General features: G+C 73.9%; 19 protein-coding genes, 1 other RNA gene and 3 pseudogenes. 11 read left to right on the forward strand and 12 right to left on the reverse strand.

Annotated features, from left to right (window positions below; all coding sequences use genetic code 11):
• Window positions 1-5: 5 nt before the first annotated feature.
• The 5 genes from AB0A94_RS06030 to AB0A94_RS06050 form a co-directional block, all read right to left on the reverse strand.
• Window positions 6-299, reverse strand: coding sequence for a hypothetical protein (locus tag AB0A94_RS06030; RefSeq protein ID WP_361739475.1), 294 nt, complete (start codon window positions 297-299; stop codon window positions 6-8).
• 249 nt (window positions 300-548) lie between these two features.
• Window positions 549-1,379 (reverse strand): hypothetical protein, encoded by an 831-nt coding sequence (locus AB0A94_RS06035; RefSeq protein ID WP_361739478.1) that lies wholly within the window; start codon window positions 1,377-1,379, stop codon window positions 549-551.
• A 158-nt stretch (window positions 1,380-1,537) separates the two neighbouring features.
• Window positions 1,538-2,485 (reverse strand): N-acetylmuramoyl-L-alanine amidase, encoded by a 948-nt coding sequence (locus AB0A94_RS06040; protein WP_361739481.1) that lies wholly within the window; start codon window positions 2,483-2,485, stop codon window positions 1,538-1,540.
• An 18-nt stretch (window positions 2,486-2,503) separates the two neighbouring features.
• Window positions 2,504-3,154, reverse strand: coding sequence for a class I SAM-dependent methyltransferase (locus AB0A94_RS06045; protein WP_217128584.1), 651 nt, complete (start codon window positions 3,152-3,154; stop codon window positions 2,504-2,506).
• 99 nt (window positions 3,155-3,253) lie between these two features.
• The gene (locus tag AB0A94_RS06050) at window positions 3,254-4,987 is read right to left on the reverse strand and encodes an MFS transporter (protein ID WP_361739485.1); all 1,734 of its coding nucleotides are present in this window, start codon (window positions 4,985-4,987) and stop codon (window positions 3,254-3,256) included.
• Window positions 4,988-5,251: 264 nt separating this feature from the next.
• On the opposite strand from AB0A94_RS06050, the gene AB0A94_RS06055 reads away from it, so the two are divergent.
• The 3 genes and pseudogenes from AB0A94_RS06055 to AB0A94_RS06065 all read left to right on the forward strand — a co-directional run.
• The gene (locus AB0A94_RS06055) at window positions 5,252-5,512 is read left to right on the forward strand and encodes a WGxxGxxG family protein (RefSeq protein ID WP_361739488.1); all 261 of its coding nucleotides are present in this window, start codon (window positions 5,252-5,254) and stop codon (window positions 5,510-5,512) included.
• 177 nt (window positions 5,513-5,689) lie between these two features.
• Complete coding sequence (locus AB0A94_RS06060; protein ID WP_361739491.1) at window positions 5,690-7,120, forward strand: MFS transporter; 1,431 nt, start codon at window positions 5,690-5,692, stop codon at window positions 7,118-7,120.
• A 22-nt stretch (window positions 7,121-7,142) separates the two neighbouring features.
• Window positions 7,143-7,527: pseudogene (locus AB0A94_RS06065) on the forward strand (MaoC/PaaZ C-terminal domain-containing protein); the annotation flags it as partial.
• Between the two features lie 66 nt (window positions 7,528-7,593).
• Here the strand turns inward: AB0A94_RS06065 and AB0A94_RS06070 are convergent.
• Window positions 7,594-7,761 carry a hypothetical protein gene (locus AB0A94_RS06070; RefSeq protein WP_217128579.1) on the reverse strand — a complete coding sequence of 56 codons (168 nt, stop codon included), beginning with the start codon at window positions 7,759-7,761 and terminating at the stop codon, window positions 7,594-7,596.
• A gap of 925 nt (window positions 7,762-8,686) precedes the next feature.
• Window positions 8,687-9,703: pseudogene (locus AB0A94_RS06075) on the reverse strand (hypothetical protein); the annotation flags it as partial.
• A gap of 272 nt (window positions 9,704-9,975) precedes the next feature.
• Here AB0A94_RS06075 and AB0A94_RS06080 point away from each other — a divergent pair.
• From AB0A94_RS06080 to AB0A94_RS06090, 3 genes are read left to right on the forward strand one after another with little or no spacing between them, the layout of a single operon-like run.
• Window positions 9,976-10,881 carry a Nif3-like dinuclear metal center hexameric protein gene (locus AB0A94_RS06080; protein ID WP_361739495.1) on the forward strand — a complete coding sequence of 302 codons (906 nt, stop codon included), beginning with the start codon at window positions 9,976-9,978 and terminating at the stop codon, window positions 10,879-10,881.
• Complete coding sequence (locus tag AB0A94_RS06085; RefSeq protein ID WP_361739920.1) at window positions 10,878-11,621, forward strand: C4-type zinc ribbon domain-containing protein; 744 nt, start codon at window positions 10,878-10,880, stop codon at window positions 11,619-11,621. The genes AB0A94_RS06080 and AB0A94_RS06085 overlap by 4 nt, the downstream gene beginning before the upstream one ends.
• Window positions 11,622-11,633: 12 nt before the next feature.
• On the forward strand, window positions 11,634-13,049 hold the full coding sequence (locus tag AB0A94_RS06090) for a bifunctional RNase H/acid phosphatase (protein WP_361739498.1): 1,416 nt from the start codon (window positions 11,634-11,636) through the stop codon (window positions 13,047-13,049).
• Here the strand turns inward: AB0A94_RS06090 and eda are convergent.
• The 5 genes from eda to AB0A94_RS06115 are packed head-to-tail and all read right to left on the reverse strand — an operon-like array spanning window position 13,024 to window position 16,586.
• Window positions 13,024-13,680: a bifunctional 4-hydroxy-2-oxoglutarate aldolase/2-dehydro-3-deoxy-phosphogluconate aldolase gene (eda, locus tag AB0A94_RS06095; RefSeq protein WP_361739501.1), complete on the reverse strand. Its 657-nt coding sequence runs from the start codon at window positions 13,678-13,680 to the stop codon at window positions 13,024-13,026. The two genes, AB0A94_RS06090 and eda, sit on opposite strands and share 26 nt — an antisense overlap.
• 57 nt (window positions 13,681-13,737) lie before the next feature.
• Complete coding sequence (gene yaaA, locus AB0A94_RS06100; protein WP_361739504.1) at window positions 13,738-14,520, reverse strand: peroxide stress protein YaaA; 783 nt, start codon at window positions 14,518-14,520, stop codon at window positions 13,738-13,740.
• A 26-nt stretch (window positions 14,521-14,546) separates the two neighbouring features.
• Entirely contained in the window at window positions 14,547-15,200 is a 654-nt protein-coding gene (locus tag AB0A94_RS06105) for a TetR/AcrR family transcriptional regulator (RefSeq protein ID WP_361739507.1), read from the reverse strand.
• Complete coding sequence (locus AB0A94_RS06110; protein WP_361739923.1) at window positions 15,169-15,774, reverse strand: hypothetical protein; 606 nt, start codon at window positions 15,772-15,774, stop codon at window positions 15,169-15,171. The genes AB0A94_RS06105 and AB0A94_RS06110 overlap by 32 nt, the downstream gene beginning before the upstream one ends.
• 56 nt (window positions 15,775-15,830) lie before the next feature.
• Window positions 15,831-16,586 (reverse strand): MerR family transcriptional regulator, encoded by a 756-nt coding sequence (locus tag AB0A94_RS06115; RefSeq protein ID WP_361739510.1) that lies wholly within the window; start codon window positions 16,584-16,586, stop codon window positions 15,831-15,833.
• Window positions 16,587-16,758: 172 nt separating this feature from the next.
• Here AB0A94_RS06115 and AB0A94_RS06120 point away from each other — a divergent pair, with 172 nt between their 5' ends.
• The 5 genes and pseudogenes from AB0A94_RS06120 (at window position 16,759) to AB0A94_RS06140 (ending at window position 21,978) form a co-directional block, all read left to right on the forward strand.
• Entirely contained in the window at window positions 16,759-17,328 is a 570-nt protein-coding gene (locus tag AB0A94_RS06120; RefSeq protein ID WP_361739926.1) for a Uma2 family endonuclease, read from the forward strand.
• Between the two features lie 24 nt (window positions 17,329-17,352).
• Window positions 17,353-18,213 (forward strand): AraC family transcriptional regulator, encoded by an 861-nt coding sequence (locus AB0A94_RS06125; protein WP_361739513.1) that lies wholly within the window; start codon window positions 17,353-17,355, stop codon window positions 18,211-18,213.
• Between the two features lie 82 nt (window positions 18,214-18,295).
• A pseudogene (locus AB0A94_RS06130) lies at window positions 18,296-19,012 on the forward strand (DMT family transporter); the annotation flags it as partial.
• Window positions 19,013-19,127: 115 nt separating this feature from the next.
• An RNA gene (gene rnpB, locus AB0A94_RS06135) (RNase P RNA component class A) lies at window positions 19,128-19,541 on the forward strand.
• Window positions 19,542-20,142: 601 nt separating this feature from the next.
• On the forward strand, window positions 20,143-21,978 hold the full coding sequence (locus AB0A94_RS06140) for an ATP-binding protein (RefSeq protein ID WP_361739516.1): 1,836 nt from the start codon (window positions 20,143-20,145) through the stop codon (window positions 21,976-21,978).
• Window positions 21,979-22,034: the final 56 nt, after the last annotated feature.

Here is a 22,034-nt window from a genome sequence, read left to right on the forward strand (position 1 = left end):
CCGGGTCAGTGCCGGTGCAGGCGGCCGGCGATGGCGTGGCCGACGAACAGGTAGACGACGGCGGCGAGTCCGTAGCCGGCGACGACCCGGGCCCACTCCTCGTCGAAGGTGAACAGGTCACGCGACCAGGCTGCCAGCCAGTTGGCCGCGTCATGGACGAACTGGACCAGGTCGTTGGCCCTGTTGGCGTCCAGCAGGTACATCAGAATCCAGAGTCCGAGGATGACGGCCATGATGTCCGCGACCACCGCGACGACCGTCCCTGCGGAGTTGGAACCAGTGCGATATCGAGGGGACATACCTTCCGACTGGCCCCGAACGGCCGGTTGAAACCCGGAACGCCCGGGGCCGGCGGGGAAGTCCGACGGTGGGTGAGCAGCAGGCGCCGCGCCTCCGGGCCGCGCTGCCGGTGGTCCACCGTGAAGACACCGGGGGTGCCGGCCCTCGATCCGCCGCAGTAGCAGCGGCGGCGGGTCGTGCGACGCCGTACGACAGCGGCCCCCCGCCCGGTGGGGCGGGGGGCCGTGACGAGGAAGGGCCGGATCCGGTCAGCCGCGCTGGATGCCCGAGGTGTCCTGGAGCACGCCGCGGCGGCCGTCCTGGGTCTGGGCGACGAGGGCCGGACCGCGCTGCTCGACTGCCAAGTACCAGGTGCCGGGGGCCAGTTCGGCGATCGGCGTGGGCGAGCCGTCCTCCGGGAACAGCGGACGGGGCACCGGCACGGCGAACCAGAACGGCGAGAAGTCCCCGGCGGGCGCCGGAGCGGGCTGGCCCGGCTGCGGCTGGCCCGGGAAGGGCTGCTGCGGCTGACCGGGCTGGCCCGGCTGCGGCTGACCGCCGAACGAGGCCTGCTGCGCACCCGGGTAGCCGTAACCGGCGGGCGGCTGAGCGCCGTACGGCTGCGGGGCGGCGGGACGGGCGGCCGGGAGGAGGGCACCCTTGAGGGCGGGCACCAGGGGGGTGGCGACGGCGGCGGCGGCCATGACGAGCGTGGCGACGAGGGCCAGGATCAGGCCCGTGCCGGCGCCGATGTCGTCGGAGAAGCCCCCCTCACCGTCGAAACCGCCGGTCGGGTCGAAGATGTTGCCGAGCGCGCACCAGGCGGCGAACACCGTGAAGGCGGTGCCGAACTGGCCGAGGTCGAGGCCGGCGACCTTGCGCGGCTGCGGCAGCCCCCGGGCCACGACGACGAGCGCGGCACCGATGATCCCCGCCAGCACGATGCCGAGCACCACCGGCCCGCTGTCCCACAGGCTGGGGATGTCCGCGCTGTCCGAAACGCCATCGATCGAGTAGAGATCGAGGAACGACGCGATGAACAGCAATACCGCTGCTCCGATCACCACGCCGTCGCCTCGAGTGAGGGAGCGGATATTCACTTCAGGTCCTTCGTAGGTCGTCTCGTCGTCGGAAGAGGCGTCGCTGTCACCGTGTCGCCCGAAGGCCCGGGTGCGAAGCGCGGGGGTGGCCCCTCATCGTGTGGACGACATTATCGTCCGAAGGATCGGGCTGTCCGCCCGGATCAGCGTGCTGATCCCTACCCGCGCAGGAAACTCACGATTCCGTCGGAAATCCCTTGCGCCGCTTTCTGCCGCCAGGCACCGCTGGTCAGCAGCGCCGCGTCCTTGCTATCGCGCATGTTGCCGCACTCGATGAACACCTTGGGAACCGTTGACAGATTGAGACCGCCCAGGTCCTTGCGCGTGACGAGCCCGGTGCCGCCGCCGACGTAGTCGGCGGGCGCGCTGCCGGTGACGCGGACGAAGTTGCCCGCGATGCGCGTACCGAGGTCGCCGGACGGTTCGACGATGGCGCGGGTGTCGGCGGCACCGGCGCGCACGGCGCCGGGGAGGATCACGTGGAAGCCGCGGTTGCCGGTGCCCGAGCCGTCCGCGTGGATCGAGACGACGGCGTCGGCCTTCGCCCTGTTGCCGATCCGGGCCCGCTCGTCCACGCACGGGCCGAACGGCCGGTCCCCGTCCTGCGTCAGCTTCACGGTGGCGCCCTGCTCCTCGAGGAGCGCGCGCATCCGGTGGGCGACGTCGAGGGTGAAGTCGGCCTCGGCGTAACCGTCGTCGGTGGACGTGCCGGTGGTGTCGCACTCCTTGCGGTTGGTCCCGATGTCCACCTGGCGGTTGATCTCGGCGGTGTGCTTGAAGTTCTCCGGGTTGTGCCCGGGGTCGATGACGACGACCTTGCCCCTGAGGGGGCCGTCCGCGGCGGCGGAGGCGCCGGGCTTCTCGTCCTCGGAGCCCGCGGACGGCGCCGGTGACGACGCACGGGACGAGGCGGAAGCGGATGTGGAGGGGGAGGCGGAAGCGGTGGCGCTCCCCGCCCCCTCGTCGCCCCCGGGCCCGCCCACCGCGGCGTACACGGCCCACCCGAGCAACGCACCCGGCACCAGCGCGGCGAGTGCCACGGTCAGGGGCCCGCGCCGGGACCTCCGGGGCTGGGGCGGATCGAAACCGGGACCTGTGTACGACACGCAGCCACCCTAGCGGTGTCAGACGCCCGTGCCGGTACGGCGCAGTACGCGCAGGGATCCGGTGGCCGAGACCTCGGTGAACGCGCCGGACGCGAGAGCCCGGAGGTGGACGCGGTACGGCGCCTGGCCGGTGAACTCGTCCACCGGGTCGGGGAAGACGTCGTGGATGACGAGCAGGCCGCCCTCGGTGACGTGCGGGGCCCAGCCCTCGTAGTCGGCGGTGGCGTGTTCGTCGGTGTGGCCGCCGTCGATGAAGACGAGGGCGAGCGGGGAGGCCCAGAGGGCGGCGATCCGGGGGGAGCGGCCGACCAGGGCCACCACGTGGTCCTCCAGGCCCGCCCGGTGCAGGGTGCGGCGGAAGGTGGGGAGGGTGTCCATCAGGCCCAGTTCGGGGTCGACCGTCTCCGGGTCGTGGTACTCCCAGCCGGGCTGCTGCTCCTCGCTGCCGCGGTGGTGGTCCACGGTGAGCGCGGTGACACCGGCCGCGCGGGCCGCGTCGGCGAGCAGGATCGTGGAGCGGCCGCAGTAGCTGCCGATCTCCAGGAGCGGCAGCCCGAGACGGCCGGCCTCGGCCGCCGCCGCGTACAGGGCCAGGCCCTCGTCCACCGGCATGAAGCCCTTCGCCGCCTCGAACGCGGCCAGGATCCCGGGCCCGGGTGTCATCGCCATGGGGCTCGCCTCTTCCGGGGGCGTACGTGTGTGCACGGGCCCATGCTGCCGTACCCCCCGCCGGACCGGCCGGCAGGGGGTACCACCGGGTGACGGAGGTCAGGTGGAGACCGTCTCGCCCGGCAGGGACAGGTCCAGGTCGATCGGGCGCCCGTCCCCCTCGTGGCGGGCCGGGGAGGCGAGCGGGGCGTGGCCGGCCGCGCGGACGGCCAGGACGTACGCGCCCCCGGCGGGGACGGCGAGGACGTAGCCGCCGTCGTGGGCGGAGACGGTGGCACCGGTCCGGCGGCCGTGACGGTCGATCAGGGCGACCTCGGCGCGGGCGACGGGGACACCGGCCGCGTCCAGGACCCGGCCGCGGAAGCCGCGCGGGGCCGCCTCCGCGCGCTCCGGGTTCGCGTCCTCCTCGCTGCTCGCCCGCAGGCGCGGGTGGGCCGACGGGCGCCCGGCGGGCAGGAAGAAGGCGAGGGCCAGGCCCACGGCCACCGCCGCCGTCGCGATCAGGAAGGAGATCCGGAAGCCGTGGAGGGTGGGGATCTCCACGCCGCCCACGGTGTCCGCCGTGTTCGCCAGGACCATGCCGATGACGGCGCTCGACACCGACGTGCCGATGGACCGCATCAGGGTGTTGAGGCCGTTCGCCGCGCCGGTCTCCGAGGCCGGGACCGCGCCGATGATCAGCGCGGGCAGGGAGGAGTAGGCGAGGCCGATGCCCGCGCCGATGACCACCGAGGTGACGACGGTCTGCCAGGCGGCGTCCATCAGGCCGAGGCCGCCGCCGTAGCCGGCCGCGATGATCAGCAGGCCGAGGATGAGGGTGGTCTTCGGGCCGTACCGGGCGGACAGCCGGGCGTAGACGGGGGCCGTGAACATCATCGTCACGCCCAGCGGGGCCACGCACAGGCCCGCGACCACCATTGACTGGCCGAGCCCGTGGCCGGCGGGGAGCTGGAGCAACTGGGGGAGGACCAGGGAGACGACGAAGAAGGAGACGCCGACCATGATCGACGCGAGGTTGGTGAGCAGGACCTCGCGGCGGGCGCTGGTGCGCAGGTCCACCAGGGGCGCGGGGACGCGCAGCTCCATCAGGCCCCACAGCAGCAGCACCACGGCCGCCGCGGCGAACAGGGTCAGCGTGGTGCCGGAGGTCCAGCCCCAGTCCCCGCCCTTGGAGACGGGGAGGAGGAACAGCACCAGCCCGGCGGACAGGCCCAGCGCGCCCGGCAGGTCGAAGGTGCCCTTCGCGCGCACCGGGGATTCCGGCACGGCGGCCAGGGTGAGCGCGATCGCGAGGACGCCGAGGCCGGCGGCGCCGAAGTAGAGGACGTGCCAGTCGGAGTGCTGGGCGACCAGCGCGGCGGCGGGCAGCGCGAGACCGCCGCCGACGCCTATGGAGGAGCTCATCAGGGCCATCGCCGAGCCCAGCCGCTCGCGGGGCAGCATGTCGCGCATCAGGCCGATCCCGAGCGGGATGGCGCCCATCGCGAAGCCCTGGAGCGTACGGCCGGCGATCATCAGCAGCAGGTCACTGGTGAACGCGCTGACCAGCGCGCCGACCACCATCACGGCGAGGCTGGTGACCAGCATGCGGCGCTTGCCGTAGAGGTCGCCGAGGCGGCCCATGATCGGGGTGGCCACGGCACCGGACAGCAGGGTCGAGGTCAGTACCCAGGTCGCGTCGGCGGGGGTGGTGTCCAGCAGGTGCGGCAGATCCTTGACGACCGGGACCAGCAGGGTCTGCATCACCGCGACGGTGATGCCCGCGAAGGCGAGCACCGGGACCACGGCCCCGCCCGCTTTGCCGGAGGGACGGTCGGTCGTCGTCTGCGTCATGAAGGGTGCCTCCAGGGCCGGCCGTGTACGGGATACGTGCAGACCGAACCCCGTACACCGAGGCAACTATTCCGATGTTTCGAGCCACTAACGAATTCTTGACCGTTCCTTTGGTGTCGGCCGGTGGCGATTCCCCGGTTGAGGTTGAAGCGGAAATCAAAAAATTCCTTTCATTTCTCGCGTTCAGGTCTTTTACGGAAAGAAAGGGGCACTACGGGCGGTGCGAAAGCGACTGCTGGGACCACTGAGATGAGGGAGACAGCAATGCGCAAATTCGTAGGCACCGTCGTCATCGGCGTCCTGCTCGCCGTCGCCCCGGCCGGCGCGGCGTTCGGCCAGACCACCGAGCAGACGGACCGGCCGACCACCGCCACGGTCGTACAGGCACAGGACGACAACGACGACGACGGCGGCGGCAACGGCGGACTGTGGGGCCTGCTCGGCCTGCTGGGACTGGCCGGACTCATCCCTCGCAAGAACAAGCGCGAACACCACCGGAACACCAGCGGCGCCACCCGCATGTGACCGCCGGCCTTCGCCCCGACGGAGAGTCCCGCCCGCCCCCGGCCGACCGGGGGCGGCGGGTTCGCGTCCGGGCCCGGTCGGCCGGGGGCGGACCCGGTGCCGGGCCCGCACCCGGGTCCGGAGACCGAGTCCACCTCGTACGAAAAGCCGATGTCGGGGCGGGACCCGGTTGAGAGCATGGCGCCCATGCTCGAAACCACCGACACCGCCCGCAGGTCCGCTCGCGTCACCCCGCCCGTGTGGCTGGTGGTGGCGCTCGCCTGTGCCGGGCAGTTCCTCGTCGTCCTCGACATCTCGGTGGTGAACGTCGCCCTGCCGTCCATGCGCGGCGGGCTGGCGCTCGACGAGCAGGGCCTGCAGTGGGTGGTGAACGCGTACGCCATCGCCTTCGCCGGACTCATGCTGCTCGGCGGACGCGCCGGCGACCTCTACGGGCGCAAGCGGATGTTCCTCGTCGGCCTCGGCCTGTTCACGCTGGCCTCGCTGGCCGGCGGGCTGGCCCAGGCCGGCTGGCAGCTGCTGCTGGCACGGGCCGTGCAGGGACTCGGGGCGGCCGTCCTGGCACCCTCCACGCTCACCATCGTCACCTCGGCCGTGCCGGAGGGCGCGGCCCGCGCCCGGGCCATAGCGACCTGGACGGCCGTCGGGGCGGGCGGCGGCGCGGCCGGCGGATTCGTCGGCGGGGTGCTGGTGGACGCGCTGTCGTGGCGGTGGGTGCTGCTGATCAACGTGCCCGTCGGAGCGCTCGTGCTGGCCGGGGCCGCCCGGTGGCTGACGGAGAGCCGGGCCGGGGACGGACGGCGGCTCGACCTGCCGGGCGCGCTGCTGGTGACGGCCGGCCTCGCCACCCTCGCGTACGGCATCTCACAGATCGAGTCCGAGGGCTGGACGGCGGCGGCCACGCTGGTGCCGCTGTGCGCGGGGCTCGCCCTCCTCGCCCTGTTCCTCCTCGCCGAGGCACGGGCCAAGGCCCCGCTGATGCCGCTCGGGCTGCTGCGGCTGCGGTCGGTGGCGTCGGCGAACGCGGCGATGCTCATCAGCGGCTCCGCCATGTTCTGCATGTGGTTCTTCATGACCCTGTACGCCCAGAACGTGCTCGGCTACACCCCGCTGGAGGCCGGACTGGCCCTGGTGCCGAGCTCGCTCGCCGTGGTCGTCGGCTCCAAGCTCGCGCCCCGGCTGATGCGCGCGGCGGGACCGCGCACCGTGGCCGTGCTCGGCACGCTGATCGCGACGACCGGCTTCGGCTGGCAGTCGACGATGACCGCGGACGGGGCGTACCTCACCGCGATCATGTTCCCGGGCATCCTGATGATGCTGGGCGCGGGCATCGCCGCCACCCCGCTGGCCTCGCTGGCCACGTCCGGCGCGGCGCCGGAGGAGGCCGGCCTGGTCTCCGGGCTGGTCAACACCTCCCGCACGATGGGCGGTTCCCTGGGACTCGCGATCATGTCCACGATCGCGGCGGCTCACACGGGCACCACCCGCACCCCGCAGTCCCTGACGGAGGGCTACGCCCTGGCCTTCCGCACCAGCACGGGACTGCTGGCGGCCGGCGCGGTGGTGATGTGGCTGTGGCTGCCGAGGGGGACGGGGGAGGAGCACTAGCCTGCGCGGGCTGCGCAGTTGGGCCGCCCGCGAGGAACAGGCCCTGCTTCACCGCCTCTCCGGCGGCTGGGATCCCCTGCCCGCCGACCCGGGGTTCGCCGGCCCGCCGCACGCGCCGGGTTCGAACGGCCCGTTCTGCACGGCCTGTGCGCCTACGGCACGACCCTCAAGGCGGTCGCCGGCACCCTGCTCGGCGGTGACGTCACCCGCGTCCGCTCCTGCGCCGCCCGGTTCGCCGGGGAGGTGTACCCGGGCGAGACGCCGCGGATCCGGATGTGGCGCGGGGACGGTGCGGTGCGGGTGACCGTCGGCGCTGTCCCGGGGGACTCCCCGGAGCGGGGGAGGAGCCGGGAGCGGGGAGCGGCGAAGTGCCGGTACTCGCCGACACGACGGTCGGACACGACTGAGCCGGGCCCCGGCCGTCATCGACGGCCGGGGCCCGGCTCGGTCGCGGACCGGTTCCTGACGTGAGGTCAGGCGGCCGACTCCGCGTACTCGTTCGCCTGTTCCGGCCTGCGGTGCCGGCCGCGCGGGGACGCTTCCGCGTCCTGCGTGGAGACCGGACCCCGGTGCCTGCCGTGTCCGGCAGTGGCCTGTCCGCTCTCGGCGGACTGCGACTCGTTCGTGCTGACGTCGTTCATCGGAAGGAACTCACCCCGTAAACATGATCTTTCCTACAGCCGGGCGAGTGTAACCAACACACCACTGCCCGGATCCAGGCGGCCACGCGGACCGCGACTACTTCGTTACAAGCCGTCCCAGAGGCGCCTGCTGCAGAGGGACGGGACGGGGAGCGGCGGGGGCGCCGGGGTCGCCGTGCGCGGGAGGTCCGGCGTGGAACGGGTCCGTGCCGTCGGTCAAGTGCTTGGTGCAGGGCTGCAGTCGGCCGTCGACCGGGTGCGCGGTGCACAGCGGGAGCGGGCCGTCGGCGATGTGCACGACGTACGACGACGGCCGACCCCCGCCGCCGTGCGTGGCGTGGGGCGGGAGGGGGGCTTCGGCCATGGGGCCGGTGGTGGTGGCGAGCCGGCCTACGGTCATGAGTACGGCGGCGGAGGGGGTCCCGCCTTCGGTCATGGGTGTGGTGGTGGAGGGGGGTCTGCCTTCGGTCATGGGCGCGGCGGCGGAGGGGGCCCCGCCTTCGGCCGTGGGCGCGGCGGCGGACGGGGTGCGGTCCTCGTCCGCGGGTGCGGTGGTGGTGGCGAGCCGGCCTACGGTCATGAGCACGGCGGCGGGGGAGGGCCTGCCTTCGGTCATGGGTGCGGTGGCGGAGGGGGTCCCGCCTACGGTCACGGGTGCGGCGGAGGACGGGTTTCGCCCTTCGGGCATGGGACCGACGGGGAAAGCGAGCCGGCCTTCGGTCATGGGCGCGGCGGCGGACGGCATCCGGCCGCCGGCCGCGGACCCCACGGCGGTGGAGAGCCGGCCGTCGGGCACGGGTCTGGATCCGGACCCGGGCACGGACCCGGACCCGTGCCCGGACCCGGTGGACGCAGGGCGGCCCGGAGCCTCCGGAAGGTCCACCACCGGACGGACGTCCAGCCCCTCCCGCCGCCGTTCCTGCCCGGGCGCCCTCAGTCCGGCGACCCCGCACGGCACCGCCCTGGTGGAGTACGGCAGCCGCAGCACCCCGTCCGCGGTCCACAGCCCGGCGCCGGCCAGCCACCCCGCCGGCGCCGGAAAGTGGTGCACCTGCCGCTCCGCCGGCCGCCACACCCCGACCCAGCTGCCGAACGCGCCGTTGACGCGCAGGGCCACCGCGCAGCCCTCCGGCGTCAGCATCTGCCCCGGCTGGATCGCGAACGGCGTGACCGTGCAGTCCGCCAGCCGCAGGCACTCCGGGAAGCGCACCGGCAGCGTGCTGCCCAGCACTCCCCAGCCCAGCCGGTCCCGGCCGGGTGACGGCGCGTCCGAGCGGATCAGCAGCAGCCCGCTGTCCGGGTCGGCGAGCAGCACCCGGTCGTTGCTCCCGGCGGCGATCTGCAGCAGCGGGGACATCTCGCCGCCGCGCTCCAGATCCACCACGACCGCCTTGGTGCGCCCACCGGTCTCCCGGTCCAGCGCCAGCATCCGCCCCTCGCGGTCCAGCCACACCCCGCCCGAGCAGCGCCCGGGAACCTCCGCGAGCTGCTCCGGCCCGAACACGCCGCCCGCCACCAGCCACACCGCCGTCGACCGCCGGCCCACGGCGAGGGCGTACGCCCGCTCCCCGCCCGGCGCGGGCGGCAGCAGCCGCAGCCGGGTGCCCTCCTCCGGGCACTCGACCGTGCCCAGCGGCAGCTCACCGGTGCCGGGGCCGGTCGGGTACAGCAGGGAGAAGGCGTGCCGGCCGCCCACCAGCCGGTGGATGAGGACCCGCCCGTCGTTCAGGGGCTGCACCTCGGTGCCGGGTGCCTCGGGCTGGTTGCCGGGCAGCGGCACCGCGTAGGGCTCGGGGCCGTCCAGGGTCCAGCGCTCCGGGAAGAAGGAGTCGCCGGCGAGGGCGAGGCGTGCGGCGTAGGAACCGTCTGCGGTGATGGTGCAGCCCGCTCGCCCGGCTCCCTCCTCGTGTCCCGCCGCAGGTTCGATGGCACAGACCGTCATCGTTCGGTCACCTCCGGTGACGAAAGTAGGTCGCGCGCGCACGGACGGCGGACCGGTGGGCCCGCACTTCACACGTAAGGGTGCTCCAGGAACGATTCGCCTGAGGGAGGAGCGGACGTGTGCTCCACGGACGGGATCGTGGCGTCGTGCTCCACGGGATCGTGGTGCCGTGCTCCAGGGGGCGGGGCGTCGTGCTCCACGGGATCGTGGTGCCGGCCTGCGGAAGCGGCGCCGGTTCAGGTGCACAGGGCGGCCCAGGTAGCCTTGGCGGCGTGCCCCGTCTGTCTGAAGTCATCGCCGCGCTGGAGAACCTGTGGCCCGCCGAGCGGGCCGAGTCCTGGGACGCGGTCGGCACCGTCGTGGGCGACCCCGACCAGGAGGTCACGCGGGTCCTGTTCGCCGTCGACCCGGTCCGGGAGACCGTCGACGAGGCGGTGAGGCTGGACGCCGACCTGCTGGTCACCCACCACCCGCTCTACCTGCGCGGTACGACCACGGTCGCGGCCTCCACCTTCAAGGGCCGCGTGGTGCACACGCTCATCAAGAACGACATCGCGCTGCACGTCGCCCACACCAACGCCGACACCGCCGACCCGGGAGTCTCGGACGCCCTCGCCGGCGCCCTGGACCTCAGGGTCGTACGGCCCCTGGTGCCGGACCCGTCCGACCCGGACGGCCGTCGGGGTCTGGGCCGCGTGTGCGAGCTGGACCACCCGCTGACCGTCCGCGACCTCGCCGCCCGCGCCGCCGAACGCCTCCCCGCCACCGCGCAGGGCATCCGCGTCGCCGGCGACCCCGACGCGCTCGTGCGCACGGTCGCCGTCAGCGGCGGCTCCGGCGACAGCCTCTTCGACCACGTCCGGGCCGCCGGCGTGGACGCCTTCCTCACCGCGGACCTGCGCCACCACCCGGCCTCCGAGGCCCGTGCCCACAGCCCCCTCGCGCTGCTCGACGCGGCGCACTGGGCCACCGAGTGGCCCTGGTGCGAGCTGGCGGCAGCCCAGCTCGACGAGATCTCCGACCGCCACGGGTGGGGCCTTCGGGTCCACGTCTCGAAGACGGTCACCGACCCCTGGACCGCCCACGCGGCGTCTGCCCGCCCGTCGCCCGCCACCACCCTTCCAGGGAGCGCTTCGCGCGCCCCTTCGGACACCGACACATCTGGAGCCCCCAACTGAACGCCGCGCCCGCCGACCAGATCCGACTCCTCGACGTCCAGGACCTCGACGTCCGCCTGCAGCAGCTCGCGCACAAGCGGAGGTCGCTGCCCGAGCACGCCGAGATCGAGTCGCTGAACCGGGACCTCACCCAGCTGCGCGACCTGCTCGTCGCCGCGCAGACCGAGGAGAGCGACTGCGCCCGCGAGCAGACCAAGGCCGAGCAGGACGTCGACCAGGTGCGCCAGCGCGCCGCCCGCGACCAGAAGCGCCTCGACTCCGGTGCCGTCTCCTCGCCCAAGGACCTGGAGAACCTCCAGCGCGAGATCACCTCCCTGGCCAAGCGGCAGGGCGACCTGGAGGACGTCGTCCTGGAGGTCATGGAGCGCCGCGAGTCCGCGCAGGAGCGGGTCGCCGAGCTGACCGAGCGGGTCGGCTCCGTGCAGGGCAGGATCGACGACGCCACCGCGCGCCGGGACGCGGCCGTCGAGGAGATCGACGGCGAGGCGGCCTCGGTGACGAAGGAGCGCGAGGTCGTCGCGGGTTCCGTGCCCGCCCCGCTGCTGAGCCTGTACGAGAAGCTGCGCGGGCAGCAGGGCGGCATCGGCGCGGCGAAGCTGTACGCCCGTACCTGCCAGGGCTGCCGCCAGGAGCTCGCCATCACCGAGCTGAACGAGATCCGCTCCGCGGCGCCCGACACGGTGGTGCGCTGCGAGAACTGCCGCCGCATCCTGGTGCGTACGTCCGAGTCGGGGCTGTAAGGGCTGCCGGGGGTGCGGGAGTTCATCGTCGAGGCGGACGGCGGGTCGCGGGGCAACCCGGGGCCCGCGGGCTACGGGGCCGTGGTGAGTGACGCGGCGACGGGGGAGACCCTGGTGGAGGCGGCCGAGTACCTCGGTGTCGCCACCAACAACGTCGCCGAGTACCGGGGCCTGCTGGCCGGCCTGCGCGCCGCCCGTGAGCTGGACCCGGAGGCCCGGGTCCACGTCCGGATGGACTCCAAGCTCGTCATCGAGCAGATGACGGGCCGCTGGAAGATCAAGCACCCGGCGATGAAGCCGCTCGCGGCTCAGGCGGCGGGGGTCTTCCCGCCGGAGCGGGTGACGTACGAGTGGATCCCGCGCGCCGAGAACAAGCACGCCGACCGCCTGGCCAACGAGGCGATGGACGCGGGCAAGCGGGGCGAGGCGTGGTCGGCGGCGACCTCCCGGGCCGCCCTGGACACCCCACCGGCCCGTCCCGCCGCGCCCGGCCCCGCGGGCCCGCCCGGCGACGCGGCGGCGGGCGCGGCCCGCGCCCGGGCGGCACTGGCCTCGGCGGCCGGAGGTCCCCCCACCGCCGGGACCGGTACCGGTACCGGCACCCTTCCCGAGGCCGCCGGTGGCGAGAAGGCCGCCGGTGGTGAGGAGACCCCTGGCGGCGAGAAGGCCGCCGGTGGTGAGGAGACCCCTGGCGGCGAGAAGGCCCCCGGTGGCGAGGAGACCGCCGCCCTCAAGGCCGACGCCGACGTCCGGGCCGCGCGGGCCGTCGCCACGCCCACCGCCGGCTGGGCGCCCGCCGACCTGGGGCCGCCCGCGACCTTCGTGCTGCTGCGGCACGGCGAGACCCCGCTGACCCCGCAGAAGCGTTTCTCGGGCAGTGGCGGCAGCGACCCCTCCCTCTCCTCCGTCGGCCGGGAACAGGCCGAGAAGGTCGGCGAGTTCCTCGCCCGGCGCGGCACCGTCCAGGCGGTCGTCGCCTCGCCCCTCGCCCGCACCCGCGAGACCGCCGGCATCGTCGCCGCCCGGCTCGGTCTCGACGTGACCGTGGCGGACGGGCTGCGCGAGACGGACTTCGGCGCCTGGGAGGGCCTCACCTTCGGCGAGGTCCGCGAACGCCACCCCGACGACCTGAACGCCTGGCTGTCCTCCCCGGACGCCGAACCCACCGGCGGCGGCGAGAGCTTCGCGGCCACCGCCGCCCGGGTCGCCGCCGCCCGCGACCGGCTGACCGCCGAGTACCGCGGCCGTACGGTCCTGCTCGTCACCCACGTGACACCGATCAAGACCCTCGTACGCCTCGCCCTGGGCGCCCCGCCCGAGGCCCTGTTCCGCATGGAACTCTCGGCGGCCTCGCTCTCCGCCGTGGCGTACTACGCCGACGGCAACGCCAGCGTCCGCCTGTTCAACGACACCTCGCACCTGCGCTGAGCCCCGCCGCCGCACGGGCCAGCGCCTCGATCCGGTCCCAGTCCCGGGCGGCCACCGCGTCCGCCGGAAGCATCCAGCTCCCGCCCACGCACCCCACGTTGGGCAGCGCGAGGTAGTCCGGCGCGGAATCGGGGCCGATGCCCCCGGTCGGGCAGAAGCGGGCCTGCGGAAGCGGACCGGCGAGCGACCTCAGGTACGCCGTACCGCCCGCCGCCTGCGCCGGGAAGAACTTCATCTCCCGCACCCCCCGCTCAAGGAGCGCCACCACTTCGGAAGCGGTGGACACCCCCGGCAGGAACGGGACCCCGGACACCCGCATGGCCTCGAGGAGTACGTCCGTCCACCCCGGGCTGACCAGGAACCGCGCCCCGGCCGCCACCGCCTCGCCCGCCTGCGCCGGCGTGATCACCGTCCCGGCCCCGACCACGGCCCCGGGCACCTCACCGGCGATCGCCCGGATCGCGTCGAGCGCGGCGGGCGTCCGCAGGGTCACCTCGATCGCGGGCAGCCCGCCGGACACCAGGGCCCGCGCCAGCGGTACGGCGTTGGCGGCGTCCTCGACGACGACGACGGGCACGACGGGGGCGAGATCCAGCACGGAGGAGTCCGCGGAGGGCAGGGGAGAGCGCATGACGTCATCCTGCCCACACCGGTGCGCCCTGCGCAAAGCTCATTGCGCATACTGCAATCAGTGCACCTCGTCCACCAGCACGTCCAGCGCCCACGCCGCCCCCGCCCCGGCCGGCGCCGCGGCCTCCACCTCGTACCCGAGGTCCCGCAGCGCCGCCACCAGCTCGCCGGGGTCCTTCGGCGCGATCCCGGCGGTCAGCAGGCTCCGTACGATCCGCCCCTTGGTCGCCTTGTTGAAGTGGCTGACCACCTTCCGGGTCGGCGCGTGCAGCACCCGCACGGTCGCCGTCCGCTCCGCCACCCCGCCCTTCGGCTTCCAGGCCGCCGCGTACGCCGCCGACCGCAGGTCCAGCACCAGCCCGTCCCCGGCCGCCTCGGGCAGCACCTGAGCCATCGGCGCGCGCCAGTGCCCGCTCAGCGCGCCGAGGCCGGGCAGCTTCACGCCCATCGAGAGGCGGTAGGAGGGAATCCGGTCGGTGACCCGCACCGCGCCCCACAGCCCGGAGAAGACCAGCAGGGACGCCGCCGCCCGCCGCTTCGCCGCCGCGTCCAGGGACGCCAGGTTCAGGGCGTCGTACAGCACCCCGGTGTAGATCTCCCCGGCGGGCCGCGCCCCGGCGGTCCGCAGCTCCGCGTTCTTCGCGACCTCGCCCCGCAGCCCCTCGCTCAGCCCGAGCACCTCGCGCGCCTTGTCCTCGTCACCGGTGCACAGGTCCACCAGCTCGGCGAGGGCGGCCTCCCGCGCGGCGGTCAGCCCCGGCAGCGACAGCGACTCGGGCTTCAGCGGGGCACCGCGGCCGGAAGCGGCCTTGCCTTCGGACGGCGGCAGCAGGACAAGCACACGTACTCCTTCGATCGAGCTCGAAGTCAGCGTACGGCGTGTGCCAGCCGGTCCAGTTCGGCGCCGTAGAGGACGGCCGGGTCGAAGCCCATCCCCGTGAAGTGCCCCGCCAGCTCCAGTGAGAGCACCCCGTGCAGGCGGGTCCAGAAGGACAGCGCGCGGCGCAGGGCGGCGGGGTCCGCGGGATGGTCGCCCACCCACTGCCGGTGCTCGGCGAGGTGGTCGTCGAGGCCGCTGCCGTCGGCCGGCCCCTCGACGAGCCGGGCGGCGTCGAGGAGGACCGCCATGATCTCGCGGGCGATCGCGGTGACGTCGTCGGGGGCGTGGTAGCCGGGGACGGGGGTGCCGTAGACCAGGAAGTAGCGCTGCGGGTCGTCGAGCGCCCACGCGCGCAGCGCGCGTCCCAGTCCGTCCAGGTCCGCGCCGGACGCGGCGGCCGCGCGGAAGGCGTCGGCGAGGCCGCGGTAGGCGTCCCGGATCAGCTCGGTGATCAGCTCGTCACGGCCGGCGAAGTACCGGTACAGCGCGGGCCCGCTCATGCCCATCTGCTTGGCGACGGCGTTCAGCGACAGCCCCGGCGCCCCCGACGTGGCGATCTGCGCCCAGGCGCGCTCCTTGATCTCCGCACGCACCTGGGCGCGGTACCGCTCACGAGGCGTCTGCGTGCCCTTGGCCACCACGTGCCGTGTCCCTCCGGTAGCTGTCCGGTGAGACGCTATCACCGAGGAGAGGGGGTGCAGCGAGCGCGCGGACGAGCCCGTCGGAGTCGTCCGCGTGGAAGCGCACCACGCGGACCTCGCGGCGGTGCCCGAAGAAGGTGACGTGTGTGACCGGCTCGGCGAGCTCGACCGTGACGGTCGTCTGCGCACCCACGGCGAGATCGAGTTCCCCCTCCGCCGCCTCGTGCGTCATCCGCAGCTCACGCCGGACCGAGGCGATCAGCCCGAGGGATATCCGCAGGTCGACGTGGACGGCCCGGCGCACCCGCAGCACACCGTCGCCCACCACATGGGGCCGTACGACGGACGCGGCGTGCAGGGCGACGACGAACACGACGGTGTACACGTCCAGGAAGAGCACCACCGCGTGCACCGTCGGCCAGTCGTCCAGCAGCACGGACATCGCCACCGTCTCGACCACGCACACGAACGCGAACCCGTACATCAGGGCCGCCTGCCCGCGCGCGTACCCGAACGCCGTACCGCCGCCGACACCGTGCCTGCGCCGGGCCACCCACAGCCAGAGGCTCATCATCAGCCGCAGCTCGTGCCGGACCAGCGCCCACGCCACCCGTACGCCCCGCACGCCCCTCACGGCCGTTCCTCCGTGACGATCCGCAGCATGCGGCGGAACGCCTCCGCCTGGGCCGGTGCGAAGTCGGCGTAGAGGGCCCGCAGGAAGCCGTCGGCCTCACCGATGTCGGTCCCCTCCGGGATCAGCTCGTCCGGCACGGACGCGGCGAGCGCCCGGGCCGCCTCCTCCACGCGCGGATCGTCCGGATCGGCGTCGGCGAGCGCGTCGAGCATCCCGTACAGCGCACGCGCCCGCTCGGCCCCGCCCGGCGCGCTCACCACCCCGCCGAGCAGCCCCATCAGCCGCTCCCGCTCCTCCGGCGGTGCCGCGGTCTCGAGGAGCGCGAGCAGCTCGCGGTCCTTGACGGCCATGGGGGAGTCGGCCAGGTGGGCCGTGTCCCGGAACAGCGCGGTCAGCTCCGGCGAGACCGGCCCCTCGGCGCTCAGCCCGCCCTCGCCCTCCAGCAGGGCCCGCAGCCGCGCCCGCCGCTCCCGGATCGCGGCCTCCTGCCGCGCCAGGTCCTCGTCCAGCTCCGTCAGCACCTCGACGAGGTCCTTCCCCGCCTCGTCCGCGAGCACGTCCCGCACCTCGATGAGCCCCAGCCCCAGCTCGGTCAGCCGCCTGATCCGCGCCAGCACGACGGCGTGCCGCAGGGTGTAGTCCCGGTACCCGTTGCCCAGCCGCTCCGGCTCCGGCAACAGCCCCAGCCGGTGGTAGTGCCGCACCGCCCGCGTGGTGACACCGACGGCGGCGGCGAGTTCTCCGATCCGCATGACCCCAGTAGAAACGTTGACGTTGCGACAGGGTCAAGCGAACCCCGTGGCGCCTGTCGAGGCTCGTGCTCCTGTGCCACGATCGAGGGAACGGTTCCCGATCTCACGGACAGGTGATCACCCGATGTCCCAGTCTGGCGGGCGACAGAAGGAGGGGCGTGACATGACTGCCATGGCCCATGAACCGCTTTCGCAGGCGGACGTCCTGCTGGAGGGCTTTCTCGCCCTGGAGACCCCGGAGGGTTTCCGGGCCGAGCTGATCGAGGGGGAGATCGTTGTGACGCCGCCGCCGGACGGGGACCACGAGGACTACATCGGGCTGATCGTGACGCAGGTGGTCAGAAAGTCCCGCACGGACATGCAGTTCTCCGGGAACAAGGGCCTGAAGCTGAAGAGCGGCGGAGCCTGCCCGAAGAACCACGCCATCCCGGACGGCACCTTCGCTCCCACGGCAATGCGCCTCTACCGGGGAGCCGACCCCTGGATGCCCTGCGACGGCGTCGCCATGGTGGTGGAGGTGACATCCAGCAAGCCTCAGGCGGACCGTGAGGCCAAGCGCCGCTGCTACGCTCGCGGCGACATCCCCCTCTACCTCCTCGTCGACCGCGAAGCCTCTTCGATCACGCTGTTCAGCGACCCGGAGAAGGACGAGTACCGCGAGCGGTGCACCCGCCCCTTCGGTAAACCGATCACCCTCCCCGCCCCCTTCGGATTCGACCTGGACACCGCCGACTTCCTCTGATCCCCTGTGGGGCGGGGGTGCGCGGTGACGGACGTACGGGAACAGGCTCGCTGGACCAGGGCGCGGCTCGGCCGGTGCGGTCCTCCCCTCGACCTCCTGACCGCCCGCTTCAACCGGCACGAGTACGCCCCCCACGCCCACGACGAGTTCACGGTCGGCGTCACCGTCGGCGGCCTGGAGACCATCGCCTACCGCGGCGGACGCATCGTGTCCGGACCGGGCTCGATCGTCGTCCTGGAACCCGGGGAGACGCACACCGGCGGCCCCGCCGCCCCCGACGGCTACTCCTACCGCGCCCTCTACGCAGCCCCCGCCCTCCTCGCCGACGGCACCCTCGGCGGCAGCGGCCTCCCGCACTTCCGCGAGCCCGTCCTCGACGACCCCGAACTGGCCGCCGCCCTGTGCCGCGCCCACACGGACGTGAGCTCCCGCCCGGACCCCCTGGAGGCGGAGTCCCGTATCCCCTGGCTGCTCACCGCCCTCGCCCGCCGCCACTCCACGGCCCGCGCGGACGACACGGCGGTCCCCGGCGCCGGCACCGTCGCCCTGGCCGTCCGCGACCGCCTCGCCGACGAACTCCTCGCCCCGCCCTCCCTCGCCGCCCTCGCCGCCGACTTCGGCCTCTCCCGCTACCAGCTCCTCCGCGCCTTCCGTACGGAGATGGGGATGCCCCCGTACGCCTGGCTCGCCCAGTACCGGGTGACCCGGGCCCGCGCGCTGCTGGAGGCCGGAGCACGCCCCGCCGAGGTGGCCGGACTCGTCGGCTTCGCCGACCAGGCGCACCTGACCCGCTGGTTCCGCCGCGTCCTGGGGGTGACCCCGGCGGCGTACCGCAACAGCGTTCAAGCGGCGCACCGCAACAGTGTTCAAGACGGCGCCCGCTGACCCGGCCGACAATCACCGCATGACTGCACGCGGTTGGGCCCTGTTCTCCCTGATGGGAGTGGTCTGGGGCATCCCCTATCTGATGATCAAGGTGGCGGTGGACGAGGTGTCCCCGTCGGCGGTGGTGTTCACGCACTGCGCGATCGGCGCCGCCCTCCTGCTCCCCTTCGCCCTGCGCCAGCCGGGTCTGGCCCGGAACGTGCGGGCGCACTGGAAACCGATGCTGGCGTTCGCGGTCATCGAGATCGTCGGCCCCTGGTACACCCTGACCGACGCCGAACGCCACCTGTCCAGCTCCACGGCGGGCCTGCTGATCGCGGGCGTACCGATCGTCGGCGTCCTGCTGGCCCGCTTCTTCGGCGCGGCGGAGTCGCTGGGCGTCCGCCGGATCACGGGCCTGGCGCTCGGTCTCGGCGGCGTCGGCGTCCTCACCGTCCCCCACCTGACCGGCGGCGACGCCCTCTCCCTGGCGGAGGTCCTGGTGACGGTGATCGGCTACGCCACGGCCCCCCTGATCGCCGACCGCCACCTCAAGGACGTCCCGACGCTGCACCTCATCACGCCCTGCCTGGCCCTGGCCGCCCTGGTCTACGCCCCCGCGGCGGTCGCGACCCGCCCGGCGGCCCTGCCCTCGGCCGAGAGCATCGCCGCCCTGGCCGCCCTCGGCGTCGTCTGCACGGCGATCGCCTTCGTCGCCTTCCTGGAGCTGATCAAGGAGGCCGGCCCCCTCCGCGCGTCGGTGATCACGTACGTCAACCCGGCGATCGCGGTGGCCGCCGGCGCGCTCTTCCTGGACGAACCCCTGACCGCTCCCGTCCTGGCCGCCTTCGCCCTGATCCTCACCGGCTCGGTCCTGGCGACGGCCGCCGCGCCGAAGCCCCGCCCGCGCCCGGTACCATGGTCGGCACGGCAGACGAGCCGGGCGGGCGGCCGCGTGGAGTCCCTCACGGGACTTCCCGAGGAACGTCCGGGCTCCACAGGGCAGGGTGGTGGCTAACGGCCACCCGGGGTGACCCGCGGGACAGTGCCACAGAAAACAGACCGCCCGGCGCTCAGGCGCCGGGTAAGGGTGAAACGGTGGTGTAAGAGACCACCAGCGCCTGAGGTGACTCAGGCGGCTAGGTAAACCCCACCCGGAGCAAGGTCAAGAGGAGACGCCTCCTCGGAAGAGAAGGCGTCTCTGCGCGGACGTTCGAGGGCTGCCCGCCCGAGTCCGCGGGTAGACCGCACGAGGCCGGCGGCAACGCCGGCCCTAGATGGATGGCCGTCGCCGGCGGGCCCGCGAGGACCCGCCGGAACAGAACCCGGCGTACAGCCCGACTCGTCTGCCGCTCTCCGTTCTCCGTTCTCTGCGGTCCGCTCCCCGCTCTCCGCGGTCCGCTCCCCGCTCTCCGTTCTCCGCGGTCCGCTCCCCGCTCTCCGTTCTCCGCTCCCCGCTCTCCGCGGTCCGCTCCCCGCTCTCCGTTCTCCGCGGTCCGCTCCCCGCCATCACGGAAACTTCACGATCGGCGGTATTTCCACACTCCGGCGCCTCGGCCGTCACGACGGCCTGGGCGTGAAAGCGGCCCGGCGTTCGTATGGTTGGCTGAAATTAGTTAGCTCGTTCGGGTGGTGGGGCCGGTGAAGCTCCGTAGTCGAGGCGGTGTGACGTCGTGGCAGTCCCGTTTCCGCCCGTATTTCCGCTCTCCGGCCGGGTCCGCCGGTGTCATCCCGGTTACCACAGCGGGACGCACGGGCGATGGGTTCCCGACGAACTCGGATTGCTGACGGACTGTGCAACAAGCTGGGCCTTCTCGCACATCCGGGTGATTAGCATGAGCCGTACGTGGTCGGAAGATCGCCTTCCTTTTGGCTGACCTCCTTTCCGGCCCGCGGCTGCGTCGTGCCGCCGCCCCGATTCCCCTGCTCTCACGACCGAGGGACCGTTCCATGCCAGTGCCTGCTTCGCCCAGCCAGCACCGACCGGTGGGAGCGCCGCGCACCTCGTTCGCCCCACGGTCGGCCGTGCTGGTGACGAGCGCCGCCGCCGGCGGCGCGGCGGTCGCCCTGGCACCGTCCGGCGCCTCCACGTGGACCCTGGCCGTGGTGGTGGCCGGCTGGGTGTGCGTGGCCGTCACCGTCCTCGCCGACCACCGGCTCGTCCACCGGGCCCGCCGCGCGGCCGCCGAGCGGGAGGCGGAGAACAGCCGTCTCAAGGCGGAAGCGGCCCGGCTGTCGGCCGAGATGTCGCACCTGGCCGGTGTGACGCTGCCCGCCGTGGCCCAGCGGCTGCGGGAGGGCGCGAGCGCGGCCGACGTGCTGGGCAGCGTGCCGCCGCCGTCCGACCCGCAACTGCGGCGGATCACGCACACCTTCGCCGCCACCGTCGAGGAGGACGTGCGGCGGGTGGTCGCCCTGGACGGCGAACACCGCAGGATGCGGGACGAAGTGGAGCAGGCGGCGGCCGAGTACGAGCACTTCGTGAGGGAGACGCTGCCCGCCGCGGTCGCCCGGCTGCGCGAGGGCCGGTCCGCCGACACCGTGCTCGCCGAAACCGACCTGCCCCGGCTGCCGGCGTTGCGCACCCCGGCCGAATCGTTCATCCGCGAACTCGCCCACAGCGAGCGGCGCGCCGCCGCGGCGCAGGCCGCCTCCGCCAAGGCGCTCAGCCGTGTCCAGGCCAAGGCCGTGCGGATGCTCGCCGACCTGCGGGAGATGCAGGAGCGGCACGGCGAGGAGGTCTTCGGCGACCTGCTGAAGCTGGACCACAGCACCTCCCAGCTGGGCCTGATGACCGACCGGCTGGCGCTGCTCATGGGCGGCAGGTCCAGCCGCGCCTGGAACAAGCCGATCGTGATGGAGAGCATCCTGCGCGGCGCCGTCGGCCGCATCGCCGCCTACCAGCGGGTGCGCCTGCACTGCTCCACCCGCGCCGCGGTCTCCGGCTTCGCCGCCGAGGGCGTGATGCACCTGCTCGCCGAACTGATGGACAACGCCGCGAACTTCTCCCCGCCCATCGACGAGGTGCACGTCTACGTCGAGGACCGCAGCGCCGGCATCGTCGTCACCATCGAGGACAGCGGCCTGAAGATGGCCGACGCGGCGATGCGCCGCGCCGAGGAGGCCGTGACCGGCCGCGTCACCGACCTCGCCTCGCTGCAGGGCACCCGGCTCGGCCTGGCCGTGGTGGGACGGCTCGCGGCGAAGTACGGCATCAGCGTCAACTACCGCCCCTCCTCCCGCGGCGGCACCGGCGTCGTCGTCCTGCTGCCCCTGGACCTGCTCGCCCAGCAGCGCGACCCGGTCCCGCACGAGACGGCCCCCCGGCCCGACGCGATGCCCGCCGCCCTCGCGCCCGCCCCGCTGCCCGACGTCACCGTCCGCCCCGCGGCCGCGGCACTGCCCCCGGCCGCCGAGCACTCCGCCGCCCCGGCCCCGCTGCCCGACGCCACCGTCCGCCCCGCGGCCGCGGCACTGCCCCCGGCGGCCACCGGGCGCCCCGCAGCCCGGCCCGAGCTGCCCGAACCGGGCCGGCACCGGCGGCCCGACGGCACCACGCCGAACGGTCTGCCGGTCCGCGCCCCCGGCCGCACCATGGCCGAGGCGGAACGCGAACGCGAGCAGCGCCAGTCGGCGTCCGCCCAGGCCGGTGACACGGCGTCGACGCGGCGCCCGGCACGCGACGCGGGCTCGCGGTTCGGCGCCTTCCACCGCGCACGCCAGTCCGGAAACGGCACCGCCGGACCGTCCGCCCGCCCCGGGGCGGAGCCGCCCGCGGCTCCGTAGTCCCGCCCCCTCCCCGTACGGCGTCAGCCCACCCCTCTCCCGTACGGCGTCAGTCC

The organism is Streptomyces sp. NPDC044984 (assembly GCF_040646935.1).
In the GTDB taxonomy this organism is placed as follows: Bacteria; Actinomycetota; Actinomycetes; order Streptomycetales; family Streptomycetaceae; genus Streptomyces.